This window comes from Streptomyces sp. NBC_01171, from assembly GCF_045039805.1.
GTDB lineage: Bacteria > Actinomycetota > Actinomycetes > Streptomycetales > Streptomycetaceae > Streptomyces.
This window is the reverse complement of the sequence record NZ_CP108609.1, coordinates 4,987,020-5,011,781: the sequence shown is the minus strand read 5'-3', so window position 1 is coordinate 5,011,781 and position 24,762 is coordinate 4,987,020. Positions and strand designations below refer to the sequence as shown.

The 24,762-nt window shown below is 73.4% G+C and carries 21 protein-coding genes; 8 read left to right on the top strand and 13 right to left on the bottom strand.

The annotated features are described in order from the left end of the window. Positions 1–73: 73 nt before the first annotated feature. The 3 genes from OG448_RS23070 to OG448_RS23060 all read right to left on the bottom strand — a co-directional run bounded on the left by OG448_RS23070 (position 74) and on the right by OG448_RS23060 (position 3,539). A complete protein-coding gene (locus OG448_RS23070) occupies positions 74–718 on the bottom strand; it encodes a DUF899 domain-containing protein (protein WP_405556514.1) in 645 nt (214 codons plus the stop codon). Positions 719–809: 91 nt separating this feature from the next. After that, the gene (locus tag OG448_RS23065) at positions 810–2,660 is read right to left on the bottom strand and encodes an FUSC family protein (protein WP_405556512.1); all 1,851 of its coding nucleotides are present in this window, start codon (positions 2,658–2,660) and stop codon (positions 810–812) included. Between the two features lie 57 nt (positions 2,661–2,717). Continuing rightward, on the bottom strand, positions 2,718–3,539 hold the full coding sequence (locus tag OG448_RS23060) for a nucleotidyltransferase domain-containing protein (protein WP_405556510.1): 822 nt from the start codon (positions 3,537–3,539) through the stop codon (positions 2,718–2,720). 94 nt (positions 3,540–3,633) lie between these two features. Here OG448_RS23060 and OG448_RS23055 point away from each other — a divergent pair, with 94 nt between their 5' ends. Both OG448_RS23055 and OG448_RS23050 read left to right on the top strand, forming a co-directional pair. Next, a complete protein-coding gene (locus OG448_RS23055; protein WP_405556508.1) occupies positions 3,634–4,044 on the top strand; it encodes a RidA family protein in 411 nt (136 codons plus the stop codon). Beyond that, a complete protein-coding gene (locus OG448_RS23050; RefSeq protein ID WP_405556506.1) occupies positions 4,041–4,490 on the top strand; it encodes a GNAT family N-acetyltransferase in 450 nt (149 codons plus the stop codon). Before OG448_RS23055 ends, OG448_RS23050 begins: the two co-directional genes overlap by 4 nt. Before the next feature lie 4 nt (positions 4,491–4,494). Here OG448_RS23050 and OG448_RS23045 read toward each other — a convergent pair whose 3' ends face one another. Continuing rightward, entirely contained in the window at positions 4,495–5,193 is a 699-nt protein-coding gene (locus OG448_RS23045; RefSeq protein WP_405556504.1) for a uracil-DNA glycosylase, read from the bottom strand. 23 nt (positions 5,194–5,216) lie between these two features. Beyond that, complete coding sequence (locus OG448_RS23040; RefSeq protein ID WP_405556502.1) at positions 5,217–6,731, bottom strand: YfcC family protein; 1,515 nt, start codon at positions 6,729–6,731, stop codon at positions 5,217–5,219. 134 nt (positions 6,732–6,865) lie between these two features. Here OG448_RS23040 and OG448_RS23035 point away from each other — a divergent pair, with 134 nt between their 5' ends. Continuing rightward, positions 6,866–7,423, top strand: a complete 558-nt coding sequence (locus tag OG448_RS23035; RefSeq protein WP_405556500.1) for an RNA-binding S4 domain-containing protein — start codon at positions 6,866–6,868, stop codon at positions 7,421–7,423. Positions 7,424–7,473: 50 nt separating this feature from the next. On the opposite strand, the gene OG448_RS23030 is transcribed toward OG448_RS23035, so the two are convergent. Further along, positions 7,474–8,157, bottom strand: coding sequence for a class I SAM-dependent methyltransferase (locus tag OG448_RS23030; protein WP_405556498.1), 684 nt, complete (start codon positions 8,155–8,157; stop codon positions 7,474–7,476). Between the two features lie 128 nt (positions 8,158–8,285). Between OG448_RS23030 and OG448_RS23025 the strand changes: the two genes are divergently transcribed. After that, positions 8,286–8,606, top strand: coding sequence for a DUF6343 family protein (locus OG448_RS23025; protein WP_405556496.1), 321 nt, complete (start codon positions 8,286–8,288; stop codon positions 8,604–8,606). Between the two features lie 15 nt (positions 8,607–8,621). On the opposite strand, the gene OG448_RS23020 is transcribed toward OG448_RS23025, so the two are convergent. The 4 genes from OG448_RS23020 to rpsA all read right to left on the bottom strand — a co-directional run bounded on the left by OG448_RS23020 (position 8,622) and on the right by rpsA (position 12,376). Beyond that, positions 8,622–9,002 (bottom strand): tetratricopeptide repeat protein, encoded by a 381-nt coding sequence (locus OG448_RS23020; RefSeq protein ID WP_135785462.1) that lies wholly within the window; start codon positions 9,000–9,002, stop codon positions 8,622–8,624. A 50-nt stretch (positions 9,003–9,052) separates the two neighbouring features. Continuing rightward, positions 9,053–9,670: a dephospho-CoA kinase gene (coaE, locus tag OG448_RS23015; RefSeq protein ID WP_405556494.1), complete on the bottom strand. Its 618-nt coding sequence runs from the start codon at positions 9,668–9,670 to the stop codon at positions 9,053–9,055. A gap of 32 nt (positions 9,671–9,702) precedes the next feature. After that, positions 9,703–10,641, bottom strand: a complete 939-nt coding sequence (locus OG448_RS23010) for a PAC2 family protein (protein ID WP_405556492.1) — start codon at positions 10,639–10,641, stop codon at positions 9,703–9,705. 235 nt (positions 10,642–10,876) lie between these two features. Continuing rightward, positions 10,877–12,376 carry a 30S ribosomal protein S1 gene (gene rpsA, locus OG448_RS23005; protein WP_030809881.1) on the bottom strand — a complete coding sequence of 500 codons (1,500 nt, stop codon included), beginning with the start codon at positions 12,374–12,376 and terminating at the stop codon, positions 10,877–10,879. Positions 12,377–12,760: 384 nt separating this feature from the next. Here rpsA and OG448_RS23000 point away from each other — a divergent pair, with 384 nt between their 5' ends. Both OG448_RS23000 and hrpB read left to right on the top strand, forming a co-directional pair. Beyond that, a complete protein-coding gene (locus tag OG448_RS23000) occupies positions 12,761–13,573 on the top strand; it encodes a class I SAM-dependent methyltransferase (RefSeq protein ID WP_405556490.1) in 813 nt (270 codons plus the stop codon). Between the two features lie 34 nt (positions 13,574–13,607). Continuing rightward, positions 13,608–16,130, top strand: a complete 2,523-nt coding sequence (gene hrpB / locus OG448_RS22995) for an ATP-dependent helicase HrpB (protein WP_405556488.1) — start codon at positions 13,608–13,610, stop codon at positions 16,128–16,130. 6 nt (positions 16,131–16,136) lie between these two features. Here the strand turns inward: hrpB and OG448_RS22990 are convergent, their stop codons facing one another. Continuing rightward, complete coding sequence (locus tag OG448_RS22990; RefSeq protein ID WP_405556486.1) at positions 16,137–17,897, bottom strand: lytic murein transglycosylase; 1,761 nt, start codon at positions 17,895–17,897, stop codon at positions 16,137–16,139. 312 nt (positions 17,898–18,209) lie between these two features. On the opposite strand from OG448_RS22990, the gene OG448_RS22985 reads away from it, so the two are divergent. Beyond that, a complete protein-coding gene (locus OG448_RS22985; protein ID WP_405556484.1) occupies positions 18,210–19,094 on the top strand; it encodes a DUF4184 family protein in 885 nt (294 codons plus the stop codon). Here OG448_RS22985 and OG448_RS22980 read toward each other — a convergent pair. Both OG448_RS22980 and polA read right to left on the bottom strand, forming a co-directional pair. After that, on the bottom strand, positions 19,009–19,419 hold the full coding sequence (locus tag OG448_RS22980) for a hypothetical protein (protein ID WP_405556482.1): 411 nt from the start codon (positions 19,417–19,419) through the stop codon (positions 19,009–19,011). The two genes, OG448_RS22985 and OG448_RS22980, sit on opposite strands and share 86 nt — an antisense overlap. A 101-nt stretch (positions 19,420–19,520) precedes the next feature. Further along, positions 19,521–22,244: a DNA polymerase I gene (polA, locus tag OG448_RS22975; protein ID WP_405556480.1), complete on the bottom strand. Its 2,724-nt coding sequence runs from the start codon at positions 22,242–22,244 to the stop codon at positions 19,521–19,523. A gap of 165 nt (positions 22,245–22,409) precedes the next feature. Between polA and OG448_RS22970 the strand changes: the two genes are divergently transcribed. Then, the gene (locus tag OG448_RS22970; protein ID WP_405556478.1) at positions 22,410–24,707 is read left to right on the top strand and encodes an FdhF/YdeP family oxidoreductase; all 2,298 of its coding nucleotides are present in this window, start codon (positions 22,410–22,412) and stop codon (positions 24,705–24,707) included. Positions 24,708–24,762: the final 55 nt, after the last annotated feature.

Genomic DNA, 24,762 nt, shown 5'->3' with positions numbered 1-24,762 from the left:
TGAACGTCCGCTCACCACAAGACAGGGGCGGGCGCGTTCGGTGCCCGGACGGACACGGAACGACACCGGCCGGTCAGTGGTCGTACTCGTCGTGCAGGCGGAGCCGGTCGCCGGCGTGCGGGTGGCGGCCGAGGGCGGTGAGGTCGAGCAGGCCGGAGAGGGCGCCGATGCCGTCCAGGGCGTCGTCGTACACCGAGTAGGTGTGGAAGACGCGGTCGCCGTCGCGCAGGAAGCAGCTCAGGCCGGGGCGTTCGGCCAGGGCGCCGTCGCGGTCCACGGTCGCCTCGAAGTCGCGGTTGAAGTCGCTGTGGCAGGAGGAGTACCAGGGCACGGTCCAGCCCATCCGCGCCTTGAAGGGCAGCAGCCGGGTGAAGGGCGCGAGCGAGACGGCCGCGAAGGCGGTGTCGCGGGCCCGGAGGTGGGCGAGGTGGCCGAGCTGGTCGAGGAAGGCCGCGCAGCAGGGGCAGCCGGCTTCCTGCTCCGGCGCGAACATGAAGTGGTGGACGACGAGCTGGGTGCGGTCCCCGAACAGGTCGAGCAGGGTGGCCTTGCCGTCGCCGCCCTCGAGGACGTACTCCGTGTCGACCTCGACCATGGGCAGCCGTTGCCGCTCGGCGCCGAGCGCGGCCCGTGCCCGCTCGACGGCCTCCTCCTTGCGCCGTAACTCCTCGCGCGCCGCCCGCCACCGCTCGCGGGTGACGATCTCCGGAAACGACATGAGCCCTCCTGTCCGACGGTCCGTTCGGGGTGCTGACCGCGGACGGGGGCACAACTCATCGGTGTGCGGCGGACTTTTTTTCCGGGGGCGGTTACGCGGCCGTGCCGAGCCCGGTCCAGTCCCGGCCCCCGGCCTCAAGTTCCCGCAGCGCCGACTGGAGCTGGCCGGTGTGCCGGGGGGTGAGGCGGCCGGTGTCGTCCAGGTGGACCGCGCAGGCGGTGGTGGTGTCGACGAGCCGTTCCAGTACGGCGGCCACCTGGTCGGTGCCCTGCGTGTGCCGGGCCAGGGTGGGCAGTTCGGCGGCGGAGACGGCGATGGCGGTACGGGCCTCGGCGAGCGTGCGGTACGCCTCGCGGCGCAGCGCCCAGCGCTCGGTGTGGTCGCCGGTCTCGGCGAGGACGTGCACGAGGTAGGCGTGCGCGGCGCCCCCGGCGACGGCGAGCCGGGCGCGGACCCCGGCGCCGTGGCGGCCCGGCATCGGCAGGTGGCCGACGATCAGGACGAGCGCGCAGGCCACCATGGTCTCGGCGATCCTCCCGAGGCACGCCTGCGGCTCCCCGCCGACCATGATCAGGGCGAGCACGAGCACGGTGACGACGGCGGTCAGCGCGGCGAAGTGCCGGGTGGAGACGGGCAGCAGCGCGCCGCACACCGTGACCAGCACGATCAGCCCCGCCGGGCTGGGCAGCAGCGCGGCCAGGGCGGCGAACACCAGCGCGCCGAACACGGTCCCGGCGGCCCGGCACAGCACGCGGGAGACCAGCGGGCCGAGGTCGGGCTTGACGAGGAAGACGGCGGTGAGGGGCAGCCAGTACCAGTGCGGGTGGCTGCCGTACCAGCCGGTGTGGTGCAGGGCCTGGGCGATGCCGGCTCCGGCGCCGAAGCAGAGGGCGACGCGCAGCCCGTACTCGCGGCCCGCCGTGCCGAACATGGCCCGCCGCGCGCCGCGCAGGCTGCCGCGCCGGCCGAGGGTGAGGTGGCGGGCGCTGCCGGCGCGGTCGAACGCCTCGGCGGCGCGCAGCAGGGCGTCGTCGAGGGCGCGCAGGGCGGGCGCGGCGCGGGTGGGGGCGGGCAGCGGCCCCGCGGCGCTGTTCTCGCGGACGGCGACGGCGAGCCGCCGGGGGCCCGCCGAGGCCCGCGCGGAGAGGGGGTCACCGGCCCAGGCGAGCGCGGTGGCGGCCTCGGCCAGGGGCAGCGCGGCCCGGTACTGGGTATGCAGGCGCCGTTCGGCGGCGGAGGCGGCGTGGCGGCGCATCCGGGGTCCGGCGAGGGCGTCCTGCGCGTGGTCGAGGGCGGCGGTGAGCGCGGCCCGGCGGGTGGGCGCGGTGTCGGTACCGGCCGCGTCGAGCAGGGCGGCGACGGCGTCGTACACGTCGGCCACCGCCTGGCGTTCGCCGTCGAAGCGGAAGTCGCCCGCGAGCGAGCCGGGGGTGGGCAGGGCGAGGCGGAGCAGGAGCAGCCAGAGCGCTCCGGCGAGGAAGGCGAGGGCGCCCTGCCAGGCGGGCGGGCCCGCGGGGGTGCCCGCGCCGATGGCGGCGGTGACGAGGAGCTGGGTGCCGGCCGCCGAGGCGACCGGGCCGACGGCGCTGATCGAGCCGGCCAGCAGACCGAGCACGGTCAGGGCGACGGTGAGCGGTACGGCGGACAGGTGCTGTCCGCCGTAGGTGCCGGCGAGCAGGCCGAGGGCGCCGGCCAGGGCGGGGGTGCCGAGGCTTCCGACGGAGGCGCGCCTGCTGCCGGGGCGGTCGTTGATCCCGGCGAGCATCGCGCCGATCGCGGCGAGGACGCCCTCGGCGGTCAGTCCGGCGAGGACTCCGACGAGCAGCAGCGGTCCGGCGGCGAGGGCGCCCCGGACCACCGCGCTCCAGGGCACGGGGCCGCGCTGGGCGCGGAAGGCGTGGGCGAGCCAGGGCGGAAGTGACCGGACGGCGGGGCGCGACACGGGGCTCCTGTTCGTACGAGGGCGGGGGCCTTCGGACGACGGTGGCCGAGTGGGGGGTCACTCCAGGGTAGGGGGTGGCGCGGCGGTGGATGCGACGCCCGGGTTTCGGGGAGGTGAAAGATGCCCCGGCGGCGTGAGCAGGATCTCCTCCGCCTCGGTCACCGCGCGCACCAGGGTGCCGGGGGTGAGGGCGCCGGTCACCTCGTCGATCCGGCGCAGTCCGGCGCGTTGCGGCAGCCGCTTCTCGTTGGTGATCCACTCCCCGCGTTCGGCCAGCACCGCGTGCGCGGCCTGGGCGGCGGCGGTGGCCAGCGCGCCGGCGACCTCGGTGAGGCGGCCGTGCGGGGCGTGGTTGGCGCGGGCGTAGCCGAGGGTGGCCCGGGCGGTGCCCCGCCAGCGCTCGGGGGCGGTACGGCGCAGTGCGTCCGGGTAGCCGGCGGGGCGGGGCAGGGTGCCGCGCAGCACCTGGTTGACGGCCAGCTCGGCGACGATCAGATACGTGGGAATCCCGGCGAGGTGGAACAGCAGGGGCTCGACCCGGAAGCGGCCCTCCTCCGCCTCGGCCAGCTCACGCTCGACGGTGTCGAGATCCCGGTAGTGGACGTCGACCCGGCGGCCCTCCACGGTGAGCCACGCCCCGCCGTTGAACACCCCGCCGCCCCAGCCGCCGACCTCGGAGACCTCGCCCTCCCAGCCGAGGGCGCGCAGATCACCAGGGTCGAAGTCGCCCCGGTAGTACACGGCGAGGTCCCAGTCGCTGGCCTCGGTGTGCGTGCCCTGGGCCCGCGACCCGCCGAGCGCGACGGCCCGCACGGTGGGCAGCCCGGCGAGGCGGTCGGCGGTGGCGGAGAGGAAGTCGGCGTCGGAGAGGGCGGGCACGGCGGTTCCTTTCTGTCGTCATTAATCGGATGCGCGGGCGGCTCCGGGCGCCCAATGATGGGCGGTCGTCCGCCCGCGCTTCGAGGGAGCCGCCATGATCCGCCGTGTCACCGTGCCCGGTCTCTTCCCGCCGCCGACCTACTCCCACGCCTCCGTCGTGGAGGCGGGCACCCGGCTCGCCTTCCTCGCGGGCGCGGTCCCGCTGGACGAGCGGGGCGAACTGGTCGGGCCCGGCGATCCGGTACGCCAGGCCGGGCAGGTGATCGCCAATCTGCGCCAGCAGTTGCGGGCCGTGGGCAGCGATCTGGAGCACGTCCTGGTGACCGAGGTGTACGTGGTGAGCGACCAGCCCTCGGTGCTCTCGTCGGTGTGGGAGGTGGTGGAGGCGTCCGGCCTCAGCAAGGGCCCGCACTCCTCCACCCTGCTCGGCGTGGCCTGCCTCGGCTACACCGGCCAACTGGTGGAGATCACCGCCACGGCCGCGATCCCGGAGGCGGGGGAGTGACGGTCCTGCTGCGCCGGGCCGTCCCGGCGGACGCACCCGCCACGGCCGACGTCTGGCTGCGCTCCTTCGCCGCCGCCCTGCCCACGGTCGTCCGCCCCCGTTCGGACGACGAGGTCCGCGCCCACGTCCGGGACGTGGTGATCCCGCTGCGCGAGACCTGGGTGGCCGAGGCGGAGGACGGCGCGATCGTCGGCATGATGGTGCTCGACGGGGACCTGCTGTCCCAGCTCTACCTGGACCCCGCCCACCGCGGACGCGGCCTCGGCGACCGGTTCGTGGCGCTGGCCAAGGAGCGCGTGCCGGCCGGGCTGACGCTGTGGACCTTCCAGGTGAACGAGCCCGCGCACCGCTTCTACGAGCGCCACGGCTTCGTCGCCGTGGAGCGCACCGACGGCCGCGACAACGAGGAACGGGAGCCGGACGTGCGGTACGTCTGGCAGCCCTGACCCGCTACCGCAGGCCCGCCGCTCGCGCCGCCGCGCCCAGGGTCTCGCGGAGCATCTCCGGGGTGAGACGGCCGGTGAAGGTGTTGCGCTGGCTGACATGGAAGCAGCCGTAGAGGTCCAGGCCGCCTTCGAGGGGGACGTGGGTGCCGTGGCCGAAGGCGGGGCGGGGACGGGGTACGGTCCAACCCGCCTCGGTGAGCGCGGGCAGCGCCGCCTGCCAGCCGAAGGCGCCGAGCACCACGACGGCCCGGAGCGTCGGCCGGAGCAGCTTCAGCTCCTGGACCAGCCAGGGCCGGCAGGTGTCGCGCTCGCCAGGGGTCGGCTTGTTGGCGGGCGGGGCACAGTGCACGGGCGCGGTGACGCGGACGCCGTACAGTTCCAGCCCGTCGTCGATGCCGACCGAGGTCGGCTGGGAGGCGAGGCCCAGGTCGTAGAGGGCCTGGTAGAGCACGTCGCCGGAGCGGTCGCCGGTGAACATGCGGCCGGTGCGGTTGCCGCCGTGCGCGGCGGGCGCCAGCCCGATGATCGCCAGCCGGGCGTCGGCGGGGCCGTAGCCGGGCACCGGGCGACCCCAGTACGTCCAGTCCGCGAACGCGGCCCGCTTGGTACGGGCCACCTCCTCGCGCCACTCCACGAGGCGCGGGCAGGCCCGGCACTCGCTCACGCGCCGGTCCAGCCGGGCGAGGCCACCACTGTCGTCCATGCCCTTCACGGTAGCCAGTCCGGTCAGGTGAACGCCGCTCCCAGTGCGACGAACCCGCAGATCAGCGCGAACAGCACGGCCAGCAGCGGCCACGCGAACCGCAGGTACTTGTCGTAGCCCACCTTGGCGAGCGCGACACCGCCCATGACGACGGCGGTGGTGGGCACCCACAGGTTCATCCAGCCGCTGGACGCCTGCCAGGCGGTGACGACGACCGCCCGGGACACCCCGGCGAAGTCCGCCAGCGGGGCGAGGATCGGCATGGCGAGCGTGGCATGGCCGGAGGTGGAGGGGATCAGGAACGCCAGCGGCAGGTTGACCACGAACACGATGACCGCGAAGACACCGGACGAGGTGCCTCTCACCACGCCCTCGATGGAGTGCAGCACCGTGTCGGTGATCTTCGAGTTGTTCATGATCACGGTGACGCCCCGGGCCAGCACGATCACCAGCGCGGGCGAGATGAAGTCGGCCGCGCCCTGCACGATCGTGGCGCTGAGCCGCTGCTCCCCCATTCGCGCCACCAGTCCGACCAGCACGGCCGCGCAGATGAAGAGCGCGGCGAGCTCGGGGAAGGACCAGCCCAGCTCGAATCCGTACGGGATGGCGTCCGCCTTCCCGGTGAGCGCGCTGGACCAGGGCACGACCGAGAAGATCATGAACGCGAAGACCAGGACCATCATGGCCAGCACCGCCCGGTGCAGCCCGGTCAGCTCCGGTTCCGCGTCCGGCGCCTCGATGGCGTGCTCACGGTCGCCGGGCAGGAAGCCGGTGAGGGAGCGCGCCGGGTCCCGCTGTACCCGCCGGGCGTACCGGATGACGTAGGCGACGGTCACGGCCGTCAGCGCCACCCACATCACGAACCGCAGCGCGATGCCGTCCCCCAGCGAGATGTCGGCCGCCGAGGAGGCCACGCCGGTGGCGAACGGGTTCACCGTCGAGCACATCACCCCGACGCCCGCGCCCAGGATGATCGCGCCGACGGCCACCATCCGGTCGTAGCCGAGAGCGAGCATCAGCGGCACGATCAGGCCGTAGAAGCCGAGGGTCTCCTCGGCGAAGCCCTCCACGGTGCCGAGCACCGAGAACACCACCATGATCCCGGCGATCAGCAGCGCGCCCCGCTCCCGCAGCCGGTGCGCGAGCCGGGCGATGCCCCGGTCCAGCGCGCCGGTGGCGAACACGACGGTGATGAACGCGCCGATGGCCAGCACGAACAGGAACACCCCCGCCGCGCCGTACAGCTCACCCGCCAGGTCCGGACCCACCAGCCCGGTCCTCGGGTCCCGAAGGCCGTACAGCCCGTTGACCGGGGAGAGGAACAGGTCGTTGAGCCGGTCGACGAAGGACTCCCCGGAGGAGACCCGGTGGTACGTCCCCTGCACCGGGGCGCCCGCCGCGTCCCGGTCGTACTGCCCCGGCGGGATGAGGAAGGCGAGCAGCCAGACGGCGATCGTGACGACGGCGAGGACGGTGAGCGCGCTGGGGAAGGTGAACGTCCGCCGGTGCCGGGGCGGTTCCTCGGCCTCCGTCTCCATGTCCCCTCCTCGCTCCCGGCCCGACCTCGGCAACAGCCTCCGGGGTGCGCGGGTGGGCCGCATCCGGGGCGGGGCGTGGGAGTGGTGGGAAACGCCGTACCGGCCCGGCGCGGCGGAGCGTTAGGGTCGGCAGCATGGCACTCGCTTCACAGGACCCGGCCGCCGACGGCACCCAGGGGGCCGCCGCCTCCGAGGCACCGGCGCCCGACCCCGGCACCGCCGCCGCGGTGGCCGCCGCCGAGGCCGCGGGGCTCGCCGCCGGGGAGACGGTGCGGATCGACAGTTGGATCTGGGCGGTGCGCCTGGTCAAGACGCGTTCGCTGGGTGCCACCGCGTGCCGGGGCGGCCATGTCCATGTGAACGGGGAGCGGGTGAAGCCCGCGTACTCCGTGCGGGTGGGTGACGAGGTGCGGCTGCGGCACGAGGGCCGGGAGCGCGTGGTGATCGTGAAACGGCTGATCCGCAAGCGGGTCGGCGCTCCGGTGGCCGCCCAGTGCTACATCGACAACTCACCTCCTCCGCCGCCCCGCGAGGCGGTCGCCCCCGTCGGCATCCGCGACCGGGGCACCGGCCGCCCGACCAAGCGGGACCGCCGCGAACTGGAACGCCTGCGCGGCCTGGCCACGCCGGACGCCCCCGGTGCTCCCGTCGTCGCCCCGGACGCCCACGGCAGGCGCCGGCCGGGCCGCTGAGCCACCGGTGTCCGGGTGCCCCGACCGACCGGGTGCCCCGACCGACCCCCTCAGCCCACCGGCACCACCCGCACCCACGTCCCGTCATCGGTCAGCTCGGCGTCCACGCTCAGCCCCGCCTCCCCCAGCGCGACCTCGAACTGCTCCTTCGTCAGGGGCCTGCTGCGGAAGGTCTGGGTCCAGGTGGCGTCAGGGAAGGTGTACTCGGCCCGCACCGAGTTGACCCCGTCGCCGACCGGTTCCACCGAGGCGATCCGGACGGTGAAGCCCCGGGGGTCGACGCGCTCCCTCGGCACGTTCTCGTGGTAGTCCGCGCCCTCCCGCTGGATGAGCACGCGGCCGCCCGGAGCCACATGGCGGGCGCAGGCGTCCAGCAGGGCGTGGCGCAGCGCCGGGTCGGCGGTGTGGACCAGGAACGAGCCGAGCAGGACCACGTCGAACCGCTCGCCCAGGTCCAGGTCCTCGATGGGCGTGCATATGGTGCGCTCCGCCCCGCGCACCCGCTCCAGCATCTCGGCGGACTCGTCCACCACGGTCACCCGGAAGCCGCGCTCCAGCAGCGCGTGGGTGACCCGGCCCGCGCCGCTGCCCAGCTCCAGGATGTGCGCCCCGGCGGGCACCGCGGCGGCGATGACGTCCGGTTCGTCGCCCGGTGGGAAGCGGGCGTACAGTTCGACCGCACAGCCGTCCGGGGTGATCGCTCCGGGGCCGGTGCCCTGATGTCCTTCACGCATCTCGACTGTCATGCCGGAAGAACGGGCGATCTTCGCTCGGCCGTTCCCGTCCCGCCCCGAACCACTCGTTCGAGTCAATTCACACCGTCTCGGGAACCGGAGTACGTTGCCAGAGAGGTGGTGATCGGATGCGTACCGGCAGTGAACCGACGACCGCGCGCAGTGCGCTGCGGGCGCGGTTGTGGCTGAGCGTGTGGGGGTTCGCCTGGACCGTCTTCGGCACCGTGGCCTTCGCCCTCACCGGACGGACCGGCTGGGCGGTCGCGTGTGCCGTGCTGTGGCTGGTGGTCACGGTCGACCTGGTCCTGGTCCTCCGCCATCTGCGGCAGGGCCCGCACTACCAGCCCGGCCGCGACGTCCCCCCGTACGAGCCGGCGCACGACGAGCCGGCGGTACGGCCGAGGCGGCGGCGAGGATTCCCCCGCCTGCCCGCGCCCCGGCACCATTAGCCGGGAAGGACGGGCTCAGGAGTCGAAGCGGGCCGCCCGCAGATAGTCCGGGTTGGGATCCAGCGCGGCGGCCAGCCGGAAGTGGCGTCGGGCCTGACCGGGCCGGCCCTGGCGCTCATAGGTGCGGCCCAGCGCGAAGTGGGCGAAGGCGTTGTCCGGCTCGCGCTCCAGCACCACCGTGAACTCGAGCTCGGCGGGCCGCAGTTGCGCGGCGGCGAAGAAGGCGCGCGCCCGCAGCAGCCGGGCGGCGGTGTTCTCGGGGTGGGCGGCGATCACTTCGTCGAGCAGTTTCACCGCGCCCCTGGGGTCCCGCGCGTCGAGCAGGTGCTCGGCGGCGCGGAAGTCGATGACATCCGTCTCCGGCGTACGTCCGGCGGAACCATTGATCTCGGGCACGGCGAAGTCCTTCCCTCACTCCGCCGTTCCAACGCCTCGGAGCGGAACGGCTATTCCGCGCCGGCGCTCCGCGCGGCCGCGCGCCGGGTCAGCTCGGCCCAGACCTCCGCGACCCGCTTCTCCAGCGCGTCCAGCGGCACGTCGTTGTCGATCACGATGTCGGCGATCTCGCGACGCTGCTCACGGGTCGCCTGGGCGGCCATGCGGGCGCGGGCGTCGTCCTCGGTCGTCCCGCGCAGCCGGACCAGCCGGTCGAGCTGGGTCTCGGGGCTCGCGTCCACGACGACGACGAGGTCGTACAGCGGCGCCAGAGCGTTCTCGGTGAGGAGCGGTACGTCGTGCAGGACGACGGCGTCGTCGCTCGCGGCGCTCTCCAGTTCGCGGGACCGCTCGCCGACCAGGGGGTGCACGATCGAGTTGAGGACGGCCAGCTTCTCGGGGTCGGCGAAGACGATGGACCCGAGCCGAGGCCGGTCCAGCGAGCCGTCCTCGGCGAGGATCTCCGGCCCGAACGCCTCCACCACGGCCGCAAGACCCGGTGTCCCCGGTGCCACGACCTCCCGCGCGATCCGGTCCGCGTCGATCAGCACGGCCCCGTGCTCCACGAGCAGCCGCGACACCTCACTCTTGCCGGCCCCGATGCCACCGGTCAGCCCCACTTTCAACATGCCGGGCAGCCTAGACCCTCCTGCCAGGAGGCTTACGCCTCGCCCTCCCGCTCGGCGAGGAACCGCTCGAACTCGCGGCCGATCTCGTCGGCGGAGGGGATGTCGACGGGCTCGGCGAGCATGTTGCCGCGGGTCTCGGCGCCGGCGGCCGCGTCGTACTGGTGCTCGAGGCCCTGGATGAGCGAGGTCAGTTCCTCGTCGCCCTCGCGGATCTGGCGGTCGATCTCGGTCTGGGTGCGGTGGGCGTCGGTGCGCAGGCCGTGGGCGACGCCGGGCAGGACGAGGCCGGTGGCGGCGGTGATCGCCTCCAGCACGGTCAGCGCGGCGTCCGGGTAGGCGGAGCGGGCGAGGTAGTGCGGGACGTGCGCGGCGACACCGAGGACGTCGTGCCCGGCCTCGCTGAGCCGGTACTCCAGCAGCGCGGCGGCGCTGCCCGGCACCTGGGCCTCCTCGAAGGGGCTGCGGTGTCCGGGGACGAGGTCGGTCCGGTTGCCGTGCGGGGTGAGGCCCACGGGACGGGTGTGCGGCACGCCCATCGGGATGCCGTGGAAGTTGACGGACAGCCGGACGCCGAGCCGCTCCACGATCTGCTGCACGGCGAGCGCGAACCGCTCCCACTCCACGTCGGGCTCGGGCCCGGACAGCACGAGGAACGGCGCACCGGTGGCGTCCTGCACGAGGCGGACCTCGATGGCCGGCACTTCGTAGTCGGTCCAACTGTCCCGCTGGAAGGTCAGCAGCGGACGGCGGGCGCGGTAGTCCACCAGCCGGTCGTGGTCGAACCGGGCCACGACCTGGTGCGGCAGCGTGTCGAGGACACGCTCGACGATCTGGTCGCCCGTCTCCCCCGCGTCGATGTACCCGTCGAAGTGGTAGAGCATGACCAGCCCGGCCGACTCCTGAGCCAACGCCATGTCCACCACGGCAAGCCCCTTCGGCTCCCAAGCGAACAAACCCTGCGGATCAACCACGATGACCGCCCCTCCTAGTGTCCACCGTTCTCAACACCAGAGGCCCTTGGCGCATTCCCTTGATCACTTGAAAGAGACGCTCACGCCAACTCCCCCAAGGCGCGCGGGGAACTGCGCGCTCAGCCCCCACGGCCCGGCACCCGACAACGCACCCGGAAACGCCTGAGGGACCCGCACCTGAAAAGGTACGGGTCCCTCAAGTCAACCTGAGTGGCTAAGCCTCAGCGGTGAGCGTTCAGCTCTGGCCGCCCGCCAGCTTCTCACGCAGCGCGGCAAGCGCCTCGTCCGAAGCAAGGGCACCGGAGGTGTCCGCACCCTCGGAGGAGTAGGAGCCGCCACCGGACGCGGCCGGAGCCGCACCCGCGGTGTCGCCACCCTCGGCAGCGGCCTTCTCGTCCGCCTCGCGGGACTTGATGACCTGGGCCTGGTGCTGCTCGAAGCGCTGCTGCGCCTCGGCGTACTGGCCCTCCCACGCCTCGCGCTGGGTCTCGTAGCCCTCGAGCCAGTCGTTGGTCTCGGGGTCGAAGCCCTCGGGGTAGATGTAGTTGCCCTGGTCGTCGTACGACGCGGCCATGCCGTACAGGGTCGGGTCGAACTCGACCGAGGCCGGGTCGGCACCGAAGGCCTCGTTGGCCTGCTTCAGCGAGAGGCTGATGCGGCGACGCTCGAGGTCGATGTCGATGACCTTGACGAAGATCTCGTCGTTGACCTGGACGACCTGCTCCGGGATCTCCACGTGGCGCTCGGCCAGCTCGGAGATGTGGACCAGACCCTCGATGCCCTCGTCCACGCGGACGAACGCACCGAACGGAACCAGCTTCGTGACCTTGCCGGGCACGACCTGGCCGATCTGGTGGGTGCGGGCGAACTGCTGCCACGGGTCTTCCTGGGTCGCCTTCAGCGACAGGGAGACGCGCTCGCGGTCCATGTCCACGTCGAGAACCTCGACGGTGACTTCCTGGCCGACCTCGACAACCTCGGACGGGTGGTCGATGTGCTTCCAGGAGAGCTCGGAGACGTGCACCAGACCGTCGACGCCACCCAGGTCCACGAAGGCACCGAAGTTGACGATCGAGGAGACGACGCCGGAGCGGACCTGACCCTTCTGGAGGGTGGTGAGGAACGTCTGGCGAACCTCGGACTGGGTCTGCTCCAGCCAGGCGCGGCGGGACAGGACCACGTTGTTGCGGTTCTTGTCCAGCTCGATGATCTTGGCCTCGAGCTCCTTGCCCACGTAGGGCTGGAGGTCGCGGACACGGCGCATCTCGACGAGGGAAGCCGGCAGGAAGCCACGGAGGCCGATGTCGAGGATGAGACCACCCTTGACGACCTCGATGACGGTACCGGTGACGATGCCGTCCTCTTCCTTGATCTTCTCGATGGTGCCCCAGGCGCGCTCGTACTGGGCGCGCTTCTTCGAGAGGATCAGGCGGCCTTCCTTGTCCTCCTTCTGGAGAACCAGGGCCTCGATCTCGTCGCCGACCTTGACGACCTCGTTCGGGTCGACGTCGTGCTTGATCGAGAGCTCGCGGCTCGGGATGACACCTTCGGTCTTGTAACCGATGTCGAGCAGGACCTCGTCCCGGTCGACCTTCACGATGACGCCGTCGACGATGTCGCCGTCGTTGAAGTACTTGATCGTCTCGTCGATCGCGGCGAGGAAGGCTTCCTCGTTACCGATGTCGTTGACCGCAACCTGCGGGGTGGTGGCGGTGGTCTCGGTGCTGCTCGTCATGTGGGAAAGGGCTCCGGTACGGACATTGAAGTCGTAGGTACTGCTTACGCCGGGAGCCCGTTTCGCTCTGCAGAAGCCGGACAGCCAAGGAAGCGCCACAAGCACCGGGTGCCCGGTGGCGCCTCGACAACCGAGGGATACATACAGATGCGAGCGCGACCTGCTACGTCTGAGGTGCGCAGGCCCGCAGCGCAACTTGTAGCATACGGGGGCAGCCGGGCAGGGTCAATGCGCGAAGCCGCACACCGCGGACGGATCGCCGCATACCAGGCTGAAGAATCGCCCAACTGGGCGCGCGTGACCGCGCGATCCCTTCCGTGACACGCGTCCGGCGGGCCGGTTGGACGGAAGAGTACGACGAGGGAGCCGATCATCCAAGAGCCTGTGGGGCACGACCCGGAGGGGTCCGAGCCGGAAGCCACCCGCCGTGACGCGGGGGTCGCGGAGAGCAGCAGCGCCAACCGGGGCTGGTGGGACCGGAACGCCGACGAGTACCAGGTCGAGCACGGCACCTTCCTCGGTGACGACCGCTTCGTCTGGTGCCCGGAGGGGCTGGACGAGGTGGAGGCCGAGCTGCTCGGCCCGGCGGAGGAGCTGAAGGGCCGGGACGTGCTGGAGATCGGCGCGGGCGCGGCGCAGTGCGCGCGCTGGCTGGCCGCCCAGGGTGCCCGTCCGGTCGCGCTGGACCTCTCCCACCGGCAGCTCCAGCACGCGCTGCGCATCGGCTCGGCGTTCCCGCTCGTGTGCGCGGACGCGGGCGCGCTGCCCTTCGCGGACGCCTCCTTCGACGTGGTGTGCTCGGCGTACGGGGCGCTGCCGTTCGTGGCCGACCCCCGGCTGGTGCTGCGCGAGGTGCGGCGGGTGCTGCGGCCGGGCGGGCGGCTGGTGTTCTCGGTGACGCATCCGATCCGCTGGGCGTTCCCGGACGAGCCGGGTCCGGAGGGGCTGTCCGTGGCGGCGTCCTACTTCGACCGCACTCCCTATGTGGAGCAGGACGACGATGGGCGCGCCGTCTATGTGGAGCACCACCGCACGATCGGTGACCGGGTCCGGGACCTCGTGTCCTCCGGGTTCCGGCTCGTGGACCTGGTCGAGCCGGAGTGGCCGGCCTGGAACACCTCCGAGTGGGGCGGCTGGTCCCCGCTGCGCGGCAACCTGATCCCCGGCACCGCGATCTTCGTCTGCGAACGGGACTGACAGCCCCGGCGGCCCGGCGTACGACACTGGGGGCGTGATCCGTGACGACGCCCTCGCCGCGCTGCCCGTGCGCTCCGCCCTGCCCGACCTGACCGCCGCGCTGGAGGGGGAGGGCACCGCCGTGCTGGTGGCGCCGCCCGGTACCGGCAAGACGACGCTCGTGCCGCTGGTGCTGGCGGGGCTGGTCGGCGGGGGTCCGGCGCGGCGGGTCGTGGTGGCCGAGCCCCGCCGGATCGCCGCGCGGGCCGCTGCCCGGCGGATGGCGTGGCTGCTGGGCGAGAAGCCGGGGGTCAGCGTCGGCCACACCGTTCGCGGCGAACGTGTGGTGGGGCGCCACACCCGCGTGGAGGTCGTGACCACCGGTGTCCTCCTCCAGCGGCTCCAGCGGGACCCGGAGCTGGCCGGTATCGATGTGGTGGTGCTCGACGAGTGCCACGAGCGGCATCTGGACGCGGACACGGCCGCCGCCTTCCTGTGGGACGTACGGGGGACCCTCCGGCCCGACCTCCGCCTGGTGGCGGCCTCCGCGACCACCGACGCGCAGGGCTGGGCCCGGCTGCTCGGCGGGGCGCCGGTGGTGGAGGCGGCCGGGGTGTCGTACCCCGTGGACGTGGTCTGGGCGCCGCCCGCGCGTCCGGTACGGCCACCGCACGGGATGCGGGTGGACCCGGCGCTCCTCGCGCACGTGGCCTCGGTCGTACGGCGGGCTCTCGCCGAGCAGTCCGGTGACGTGCTGTGCTTCCTGCCCGGCGTGGGGGAGATCGCCCGCGTGGCCGGGCAGTTGGGGCAGCTTGCGGGTGTCGACGTGCTCCAGGTGCACGGACGCGCCCCCGCCTCCGTGCAGGACGCGGTGCTCTCCCCCGGCGAACGGCGCCGGGTGGTCCTGGCGACCTCCGTGGCCGAGTCCTCCCTCACCGTGCCGGGCGTCCGGGTCGTCGTCGACTCGGGGCTGGCGCGAGAACCCCGCGTGGACCACGCGAGGGGCCTGAGCGGCCTGGCGACGGTACGGGCGTCCCGCGCGGCCGGCGCCCAGCGCGCGGGCCGGGCCGGGCGCGAGGCACCCGGCGTGGTCTACCGCTGCTGGGACCGCGCCGAGGACACCCGCCTCCCCGCCTTCCCGGCCCCGGAGATCAAGGTCGCCGATCTGACCGCCTTCGCCCTCCAGGCGTCCTGCTGGGGCGACCCGGACGCCAGGGGCCTGGCCCTGCTGGACGCGCCGCCCGCCGGGGCGATGGCGGCGGCACGGGACGTCCTGACGGCAGTCGGCGCGGTCGACCCCACCGGCCGAGCCACCCCCCGGGGCACCCGCCTCTCCCGGCTGGGCCTCCACCCCCGCCTCGGCCGAGCCCTCCTCGACTCCCCCGCCCCCGCCGCCGAGACAGTCGCCCTCCTCTCGGAGGAGGTACCGCGCGAGTACGGCGACGACCTGGCGGGAGCCCTGCGCCGGGCCCGCCGGGGCGGCGACGCGTACGCGGGGCGGTGGGCGGCGGAGGTGCGGCGGCTGCGCGGGGCGGCGGGGCTGGACGACACCGGTGGTCCCAGGGGCGTGGAGAGGGTGGAGGAGGAGACACGGCCCGCGCCGAGCGACGAAGCCGCCGTCGGTCAGGTCGCCGCTCTCGCCTTTCCCGAGCGGGTCGCCCGGCTGGACGGGGGGTCGTATCTGACGGTGTCCGGGACTCGGGTCGAGTTGGCGGAGGGGTCGGCGTTGCGGGGGGCGCCCTGGATCGTCGTGGCCGTGGCGGATCGGCCGGTGGGGAAGGGGCATGGGCGGGTGCGGCTGGGGGCTGCTGTGCGGGAGGACGTCGCTCGGGCGGCTGCCGCCTCGTTGCTGGAGGAGCGGGAGGAGGTGCGCTGGGCCGACGGGGAGGTCGTGGCCCGGCGGGTCGAGCGGCTGGGGGCTGTCGAGCTGGCCGTACGGCCCCTCGCACAGCCCGGCCCCGAGCTGGTGCGGGCCGCCCTGGTCGACGGGCTGGAGCGGGAGGGGCTGAGGCTGCTGCGGTGGACCGAGCACGCTCAACTCCTGCGGCAGCGGCTGGCGTTCCTGCGGGCGCGGCTCGGGGAGCCGTGGCCGGACGTGTCGGAGGAGGCGCTGCTGGACCACGTGGACGACTGGCTGGAGCCGGAGTTGGGGCGGGCCCGGCGCCGGGCGGACCTGGGGCGGATCGACGCGGGGCAGGCGCTTACGCGGCTGTTGCCGTGGGCGGGCGGGGAGGCGGCCCGGCTGGACGAGCTGGCGCCGGAGCGGGTCGCCGTACCGAGCGGGTCACGGGTGCGGGTCGACTACGCGGACCCCGAACGGCCGGTGCTGGCCGTGAAGTTGCAGGAGATGTTCGGGCTGCGGCAGACCCCGGAGGTGGCCGGGGTGCCGCTGCTGGTGCATCTGCTGTCGCCCGCCGGGCGGCCCGCCGCCGTGACGGCGGACCTCGCCTCGTTCTGGCGGGACGGCTACCGGGCGGTCCGGGCCGAGCTGCGCGGGCGGTATCCGAAGCACCCCTGGCCCGAGGACCCGGCCACCGCCGAGCCGACCCGTCACACGACGGCCCGGCTCAGGCGGTGAAGGACCTCAGGAGCTGGCCGAGGGGCTCGGCGACGCGCTCGCGGAGGCGCTCGTCGCGACCGACACCTTCAGCTCGACGGTGACGCTCCCGCCGCCCGGCGTGGTGACGCGGAGCAGGTAGGTGCCGCTGAAGAGGTCCGCGTACAGCTTGGGCAGCGTGACCAGGCCGTCCGCGTCCGTCGTGAGCCCGGTGAGGGTGCGAACGGGCTGCCCGTTCGCGTCCTTGAAGTAGGGCCCGGCGATGTTCGCGGTGGGGTTGGCCGCGGACTTGATCAGGGTGGCGGTGGCGCCGACCTTGGCCGCCGGAGCGCCCTTGTACGTCGCCTTCACCTGGACCTGCCCGGCGAACTCGCCGCCCGGAGTGCAGGTCAGCGCGGTGTCGGAGGTGCGGACCAGCTTGTCGGCGGGGCGCGGGGTGACGGTGGCCGTGTAGCCGACGCCCTTGGCCGCATGCCCGACCACCACGCTGGTGATCTTGAAGGTGCCGGCCTTCTCGCCCGCGAGGAGCTGCGGGGCGAGCGCGATGCCCTTGGCGTCGGTGGCGATGGTGGCCACCCGCTCGCCGCCGGTGAAGGTGGCGCCGGTGTCGCCGCTGATGGTGAACCGCACCCGGACCTTGGCCACGGACTTGCCGTCCTTGGTCACCGCGCGGGCGCCGATCCGCCGCTCGAAGGCGTCCCCGGCCGTGGCGGTCAGCTCGGTGCCGTCCAGGTCGGGGGAGACGAGGTGGTCCACCGTGTCGGACGGGGTGGGCGTCCCGGCCGGCGGGGTCGGCTCGGGCGAGGGGCTGCCGGGCGTGGTGGGGTCCGGACTGGGCTTGCCCGTGTGCGGGTTCGCCGGCTTCGAGGGCTTGGCGGGCTTCGAGGGCTTCGAGGGCTTCGGCTCGGCCGCGTGCGGAGCGGCGGGCATGCTCGTGCGCGGCAGGTCGTCGTCGCTGCGGTGCGTGGGTACGCCGCCGGAGCCGTCCGGGACGGAGTGGGTGCCCTTGCGGTAGTAATCCACCCAGCTCAGCACGAGGTCGAGGTAGTCGGTGGAGTTGTTGTAGCTGAGGATCGCGCGGTGCAGGTCGCGTTCCGTGGAGAGGTCCCAGCCGTTGCGGCACAGATAGTGGCCCGCGGCGAGGGCGGCGTCGTAGACGTTGTTCGGGTCGGCCTTGCCGTCGCCGTTGCCGTCGCGGCCCGCCCACGCCCAGGTGGACGGGATGAACTGCATGGGGCCGATGGCCTGGTCGTAGGAGCTGTTGCCGTCGTAGGCGCCGTGGTCGGTGTCCTTGATGAGGGCGAAGCCGTTGCCGTCGAGCTGGGGGCCGATGATCGGGCTGATCGTGGTGCCGTCGGCCCGCACGCGGCCACCTCTGGCCTGGCCGGACTCCACCTTGCCGATGGCGGCGAGGAGTTGCCAGGGCAGGTTGCAGCCGGGCTTGGAGGCGCGGAGTTCGGCCTCGGCCTTCTGGTAGGCGTCCAGGACGGTCGCGGGGATGCCCGCCTCGCCCTCACCCCGCGAGACGGGCGTGCCGATCGTCGAGGACGGGCTCGGGACGGGACTGTTGAGCGGCGGAAGGTCCGTGTAGTACGGGGAGTTGCCGGTGGCGTTGCCGTCCGCCGACACCTCCGGCACGGGGGTGCTCCGGCCCGCGCTGGTCTGGAGGGGGTCGGGGGCGCCGGTCGCTCCCGGTGCCTGTGACGCGGAGAGTGCCGCCACCGCCAAGGCGGCCGCCGCGGTCGTCGCCGCTCCCTTGCGCAGCCGCCTGCCCTTGTGCGCCGCCATAGAGTGAACCCCTCCCGTGGACGCCCTCGGCGTCCGTCTGCGCCTGTCCCGACTGAAGGTGTGACGGCCGAGCCGGTACCGCGGTTGCCCGGTGTGCCGCACTGAGGTCTGTGTGGTGGGTCACCTGACCGTGTGCACGACAGATGCGCCCCGGCCGACCCTACGTCAACTCCCTTGACCCGTGGCACCGTGGCGCCCGCGTTTTCCGGACTTGGCCGACTCCCGTCGCCCGCAAGGCCGGTGAGGGCGGATCACGCATACTGGGCGCGCGATCACCGGCGCGGCTCGCGCCGGCCGTTCCGGGAGGACCCGTTGCCGTTCACACTCAGCCATGCCGCGGCCGTACTGCCCGCCGTCCGCCGGGACGGGACCGGGCGGGGGCCCCTGGTGCCGTCGGTGCTCGTCGCGGGCTCCTTCGCGCCGGACCTGACCTATTACGCGGCCAGCGTCCGCCCGGAGGCGATGGAGTTCGGGACGGTCACGCACTCCCTCACCGGTGTGCTCACCGTGGACGTGCTGATCTCGTGGGCGCTGGTGGCGCTCTGGCTGCTGGTGCGCGAGCCGCTGGCGGCGCTGCTGCCCCGGCCCTGGCAGCCGAGGCCCGCCGCCCTGTTGCGCTGCGGGGCGCCCCGCGCGCGGGTCCGGGCCGGGCTGGCGCTGTGGTGGTACGTCTCGGCGGTGCTCGGCGGGCTCACCCACGTGGTCTGGGACGCCTTCACCCACCACGACCGCTGGGGCACCGAACTGGTCCCGGTGCTCGCCCGCACCATGGCCGGAATTCCCCTCTTCCAGTGGCTCCAGTACGGCACCTCGGCACTGGCCGCCGTGGCGATCACCGTCTTCCTGCTGCGGGCGGTCCGGGCGGCCCCGGCCGGGGAGCCGGTGGGCGTGCCGCTGCTCTCCGTACGGGACCGGTGCTGGGCCGTGGCCCTGCTGGGCGGCTGCGCGCTGGTCGCGGCGGCGGTGCGGGCGGTGCGCTGGTGGGCGTACTGGGGCGCGGTCGCCCGGCCCTGGGAACTGGTGCCCACGGTCTGCTTCGGCGCGGGCGCGGGCCTGCTGCTCGGGGTGGTGCTGTACGCGGGCGCGGTACGGGTGTGGCGGCCCCGCAGTGCTACGCCCGCTTCCGTCCCGGCCGGGGACCCGGTGCCACGGGCTGCGGCGGTCGGCGCGGGATGGCGGGAGCGGGGCGGTCGGTGAGGGAGGCCACGAAGACGGTGAGCGTGTGCCGGGGGCGTGCCTTCGGCAGGTGGGTCAGCAGCAGCGCGAGGTAGCCGCGCGCGAGGTCGGCCCAGGCTCGCCAGTCGGGGAGGCGCTGGGCCCCGGCGGCCAGGGCCCGGCGGGTGACGGCGTCCGCCCGGCGGACGCGGGTCAGCGGGTTCGCGGGGTGGCGGGCGGCGCTGGCACCGGCCGCGACGACGGGCACGGCCGTCCCGGACGCCTCCGGCGCCGGGCCGGTGTCCGTACGCTCCGTACTGCCGTGCCGCGGGGCGGGCCTCAGGCGGTGAAGCAGGCGTATACCCATGCCCGCAGTCTTGCCGGTGGCGGGCGGGGGCTGCGTTCTGGCGGGGGCCACGTGAGTGAAACCCCGCGAGGAGGGCGGCTCCTCGCGGGGTCTCCGGTGGCTCAGTGCGCCGCCGACTCCCAGTCCGGGCCGACGCCCACGGAGACGTCCAGCGGTGCCCGCAGGCTGACGGCGTTCGCCATCTCGCGGCGGACGATCTCCTCGGCGGCCGCGCGTTCGCCGGAGGCGATCTCCAGCACGATTTCGTCGTGGACCTGGAGCAGCATGCGGGACTTCAGCTCCGCCTCGCGCAGCGCCCGGTCCACGTTGAGCATCGCGATCTTGACGATGTCGGCGGCGGTGCCCTGGATCGGGGCGTTCAACGCCATCCGCTCGGCGGCCTCGCGGCGCTGGCGGTTGTCGCTGTTGAGGTCGGGCAGGTAGCGGCGGCGGCCGAAGAGGGTCGCCGTGTAGCCCGTCGCCCGTGCCTCGTCGACCGCGCGGCGCAGATAGTCCCGTACCCCGCCGAACCGCTCGAAGTAGGTGTCCATCAGCGCGCGGGCCTCGCCGGCGTCGATGTTGAGCTGCTGGGAGAGGCCGAAGGCGGACAGGCCGTAGGCGAGGCCGTACGACATGGCCTTGATCTTGCGGCGCATCTCCGCGTCCACCGCGTCCCGCCCGACCGAGAACACCTGGGAGGCGACCGTGGTGTGCAGGTCCTCGCCGGAGGTGAACGCCTCGATCAGCCCGGCGTCCTCGGAGAGATGGGCCATGACGCGCAGCTCGATCTGGCTGTAGTCGGCCGTCATCAGGGTCTCGAAGCCCTCGCCGACCACGAAGCCCCGGCGGATCGCGCGGCCCTCGTCGGTGCGGACCGGGATGTTCTGGAGGTTGGGGTCCGTGGAGGACAGCCGGCCGGTCGCCGCCACCGTCTGGTTGAAGGTGGTGTGGATGCGGCCGTCGGCGGCGATGGTCTTGATCAGGCCCTCGACCGTGACGCGCAGCTTGGCCTGCTCCCGGTGGCGCAGCATGATCACCGGCAGTTCGTTGTCGGTCTGCGCGGCGAGCCACGCCAGGGCGTCGGCGTCGGTGGTGTACCCGGTCTTGGTCTTCTTGGTCTTGGGCAGCGCCAGCTCGCCGAAGAGGACCTCCTGGAGCTGCTTGGGCGAGCCGAGGTTGAACTCGTGGCCGGCGGCGGCGTGCGCCTCCTTCACGGCCTGCTGCACGGCGCCCGCGAAGGTCTGCTCCATGGTCTCCAGGTGCGGGCGGTCGGCCGCGATGCCGTGCCGCTCCATGCGGGCGAGCAGGGCGGAGGTGGGCAGCTCCATGTCCCGCAGCAGCTCGGCGGCGCCGACCTCGGCGAGCCGGGTCTCCAGCGCCTCGCCCAGGTCCAGGATGGCGCGGGCCTTGATCATCAGGGCCTCGGCCTCGGCGCCGTCGTCCCCGCCGAAGGCGAGCTGACCGTCGGCCGCGGCGGCCGGGGCCAGCTCGCGGTGCAGGTACTCCAGCGAGAGCGCGTCCAGGTCGAAGGAGCGGCGGCCGGGCTTGACCAGGTAGGCGGCGAGCGCGGTGTCCATGGACACGCCCTCCACCTGCCAGCCGTGCTCGGCCAGCACCCGCATGGCGCCCTTGGCGTTGTGCAGCACCTTGGGCCGCGCGGGGTCGGCCAGCCAGTCGGCGAACGCCCGCTCGTCGGCCTCGTCCAGCTCGGCGGGGTCGAACCAGGCGGCCGCTCCCCCGGCGGTGGCGAGGGCGACCTCGGCGACCGAGCCGGAGCCCAGCGCCCAGGTGTCGACCGTGGCCACGCCCAGCGGCCCGGCGCCGTGCTCGGCCAGCCAGCCGGTCAGCTCGCCGGTGCCCAGGACCGTGCCGTCCACCTCGACGCCGTCCGCCACGACCGGGGTGGCCTCGGCCTCCTCGGCGCCGGGGTCGACCGCGAAGAGCCGCTCGCGCAGCGAGGGGTTGCGGATCTCCAGGGTGTCCAGGAAGGCCGCCACGGTCTTGCGGTCGTACGGCTCACGGCCCAGGTCCGCGACCGTCTTCGGCAGCTCGACCTGGCGCTCCAGCTCGGTCAGCACGCGGTTGAGCTTGACCGACTCCAGGTGGTCGCGGAGGTTCTGCCCGGCCTTGCCCTTGACCTCCTCGACCCGCTCGACCAGCTCCGTGAACGAGCCGAACTGGTTGATCCACTTCGCGGCGGTCTTCTCACCGACGCCGGGGATGCCGGGCAGGTTGTCGGACGGGTCGCCGCGCAGGGCTGCGAAGTCGGGGTACTGCGCGGGCGTCAACCCGTACTTCTCGAAAACCTTCTCCGGCGTGAACCGGGTCAGCTCCGAGACGCCCTTGGTCGGGTAGAGCACGGTGGTGTGCTCGCTGACCAACTGGAAGGAGTCCCGGTCGCCGGTGACGATCAGCACCTCGAAGCCCTCGGCCTCGGCCTGGGTGGCGAGGGTGGCGATCACGTCGTCCGCCTCGAAGCCGTCCACGGCGAAGCGGGGCGCGTGCATCGCGTCCAGCAGCTCGCCGATCAGCTCGACCTGGCCCTTGAACTCGTCAGGCGTCTTGGAGCGGTTCGCCTTGTACTCGGTGAACCGCTCGGAGCGCCAGGTCTTGCGGGACACGTCGAAGGCGACCGCGAAGTGCGTGGGCGCCTCGTCACGCAGGGTGTTGGCCAGCATCGAGGCGAAGCCGTAGATCGCGTTCGTCGGCTGGCCCGTCGCGGTGGTGAAGTTCTCCGCGGGCAGCGCGAAGAACGCGCGGTACGCCAGTGAGTGCCCGTCCATGAGCATCAGGCGGGGTCGGCCGCCGGGAGGGGTGTCGGTCTTCTTCGATGCTGTCTCTGCCACGCCCCCGATCCTGCCACGCCGCACTGACAGCCGGGTCCGCGAACCGTTCCGCCGGAAGATCGCCCACTGTCCACAGGGCTCCCGCTGCGGGCACTCGCGGGGCATGCTTGTCGGTGGGGCCGGGGGACCCCGGATGTGAGAAAGACGATCGAAGGGGAGCGGGCGATGGCGACGAAGCCGCCCAAGGGTGATCCGGTGCAGGACGCGCCGCGGACAGGGGAGCCGAAGCACGCGGCGGCGGGACTGCCCGCGGTGGGGCACTCCCTGAAGATCGCGCAGCAGCAGATGGGGGTGCGGCGCACCGCGCTGACCCTGCTGCGGGTGAACCAGAAGGACGGCTTCGACTGCCCCGGCTGCGCCTGGCCCGAGCCGGAGCACCGGCACATGGCGGAGTTCTGCGAGAACGGCGCCAAGGCGGTGGCCGAGGAGGCCACGCTGCGCCGGGTCACCCCGGAGTTCTTCGCCGCGCACCCGGTGGCCGACCTCGCCGGGCGCAGCGGCTACTGGCTGGGCCAGCAGGGCCGCCTCACGCACCCCATGTACCTGCCCGAGGGCGCCGACCGCTACGAGCCGGTCACCTGGGAGCGTGCCTTCGACATCGTCGCGGAGGAGATCGCGGCCCTCGGCTCGCCGGACGAGGCCGTCTTCTACACCTCGGGGCGCACCAGCAACGAAGCGGCGTTCCTGTACCAGCTCTTCGCCCGTGAGCTGGGCACCAACAACCTGCCCGACTGCTCCAACATGTGCCACGAGTCGTCGGGTTCGGCGCTCTCGGAGACGATCGGCATCGGCAAGGGCAGCGTCCTGCTGGAGGACCTGTACCGGGCCGATCTGATCATCGTCGCCGGGCAGAACCCGGGCACCAACCATCCGCGCATGCTCTCGGCGCTGGAGAAGGCCAAGGCGGCCGGCGCGCGGATCATCAGCGTCAACCCGCTCCCCGAGGCCGGCCTGGAGCGGTTCAAGAACCCGCAGACCCCGCAGGGCATGCTCAAGGGCGCCGCGCTCACCGACCTGTTCCTCCAGATCCGCATCGGCGGCGACCAGGCCCTCTTCCGGCTGCTGAACAAGCTGATCCTGGAGACGGACGGCGCGGTCGACGAGGAGTTCGTCCGCGAACACACCCACGGCTACGAGGAGTTCGCCGAGGCGGCGGCCAAGGCCGACTGGGACGAGACGCTGGCCGCGACCGGTCTTGCCCGCGCGGAGATCGAGCGTGCCCTGGAGATGGTGCTGGCCTCGAAGCGGACCATCGTCTGCTGGGCCATGGGCCTCACCCAGCACAAGCACTCGGTACCGACCATCCGCGAGGTGGTCAACTTCCTCCTCCTGCGCGGCGACATCGGCCGTCCCGGCGCCGGGGTGTGCCCGGTGCGCGGCCACTCCAATGTGCAGGGCGACCGCACGATGGGCATCTTCGAGCGCCCCGCGCCCGCCTTCCTGGACGCGCTGGAGCGGGAGTTCGGCTTCGCCCCGCCGCGCGAGCACGGCTTCGACGTCGTACGGGCCATCCGCGCGCTGCGGGACGGCGAGGCGAAGGTGTTCTTCGCCATGGGCGGCAACTTCGTCTCCGCCTCCCCCGACACCGAGGTGACCGAGGCGGCCATGCGGCGGGCCCGGCTGACCGTGCACGTGTCGACCAAGCTCAACCGCTCGCACGTGGTCACCGGCGCCCGCGCGCTGATCCTGCCGACGCTCGGCCGCACCGAGCGCGACGTCCAGGGCGGGGGCGAGCAGTTCGTCACCGTCGAGGACTCCATGGGCATGGTGCACGCCTCGCGCGGCCGGCTGGCGCCCGCGAGCACCCACCTGCTGTCCGAGCCCGCCATCGTGGCCCGGCTGGCCCGGCGGGTGCTGCCGGACAGCACGGTGCCGTGGGAGGAGTTCGAGCGGGACTACGCGGCGATCCGCGACCGCATCGCGCGGGTGGTCCCCGGCTTCGAGGACTTCAACGCCCGCGTCGCCCGCCCCGGCGGCTTCACCCTGCCGCACGCCCCGCGCGACGAGCGCCGCTTCCCCACCGCCACCGGCAAGGCCAACTTCACCGCCGCGCCGGTGGAGCACCCGGAGCTGCCCGAGGGCCGGCTGCTGCTCCAGACGCTGCGCTCGCACGACCAGTACAACACCACGATCTACGGCCTGGACGACCGCTACCGGGGCATCACCCACGGCCGCCGCGTGGTGCTGGTCCACCCCGAGGACGCCCGCGAACTCGGCGTGGCGGACGGGAGTTACGTGGATCTGGTGGGCGAGTGGAGTGACGGGGTGGAGCGGCGGGCGCCCGGTTTCCGGGTGGTGCACTACCCGACCGCGCGTGGCTGCGCCGCCTCGTACTACCCGGAGACCAACGTGCTGGTGCCGCTGGACGCCACCGCCGACACCAGCAACACCCCGGCCAGCAAGTCCGTGGTGGTCCGGCTGGAGGCGCGCCCGGAGGGCCTGGAACAATCGGCGACCGACTGAGCGTTCGCTCAGTGATGTCGGTAGCCGCCGGACAGGCGCACGAGAACGGAGCCGG

What these genes read in the sequence shown, in the direction of transcription:
- OG448_RS23040 (WP_405556502.1), bottom strand. Translation starts at nt 6,731, where the DNA reads ATGGAGACGGAGGCCGAGGAACCGCCCCGGCACCGGCGGACGTTCACC.
- OG448_RS23055 (WP_405556508.1), top strand. Translation starts at nt 3,634, where the DNA reads ATGATCCGCCGTGTCACCGTGCCCGGTCTCTTCCCGCCGCCGACCTAC.
- rpsA (WP_030809881.1), bottom strand. Translation starts at nt 12,376, where the DNA reads ATGACGAGCAGCACCGAGACCACCGCCACCACCCCGCAGGTTGCGGTC.
- OG448_RS22980 (WP_405556482.1), bottom strand. Translation starts at nt 19,419, where the DNA reads ATGGGTATACGCCTGCTTCACCGCCTGAGGCCCGCCCCGCGGCACGGC.
- OG448_RS22990 (WP_405556486.1), bottom strand. Translation starts at nt 17,897, where the DNA reads ATGGCGGCGCACAAGGGCAGGCGGCTGCGCAAGGGAGCGGCGACGACC.
- OG448_RS23045 (WP_405556504.1), bottom strand. Translation starts at nt 5,193, where the DNA reads ATGGACGACAGTGGTGGCCTCGCCCGGCTGGACCGGCGCGTGAGCGAG.
- OG448_RS22970 (WP_405556478.1), top strand. Translation starts at nt 22,410, where the DNA reads ATGGCGACGAAGCCGCCCAAGGGTGATCCGGTGCAGGACGCGCCGCGG.
- OG448_RS23030 (WP_405556498.1), bottom strand. Translation starts at nt 8,157, where the DNA reads ATGCGTGAAGGACATCAGGGCACCGGCCCCGGAGCGATCACCCCGGAC.
- OG448_RS23025 (WP_405556496.1), top strand. Translation starts at nt 8,286, where the DNA reads ATGCGTACCGGCAGTGAACCGACGACCGCGCGCAGTGCGCTGCGGGCG.
- coaE (WP_405556494.1), bottom strand. Translation starts at nt 9,670, where the DNA reads ATGTTGAAAGTGGGGCTGACCGGTGGCATCGGGGCCGGCAAGAGTGAG.
- OG448_RS23070 (WP_405556514.1), bottom strand. Translation starts at nt 718, where the DNA reads ATGTCGTTTCCGGAGATCGTCACCCGCGAGCGGTGGCGGGCGGCGCGC.
- OG448_RS23035 (WP_405556500.1), top strand. Translation starts at nt 6,866, where the DNA reads ATGGCACTCGCTTCACAGGACCCGGCCGCCGACGGCACCCAGGGGGCC.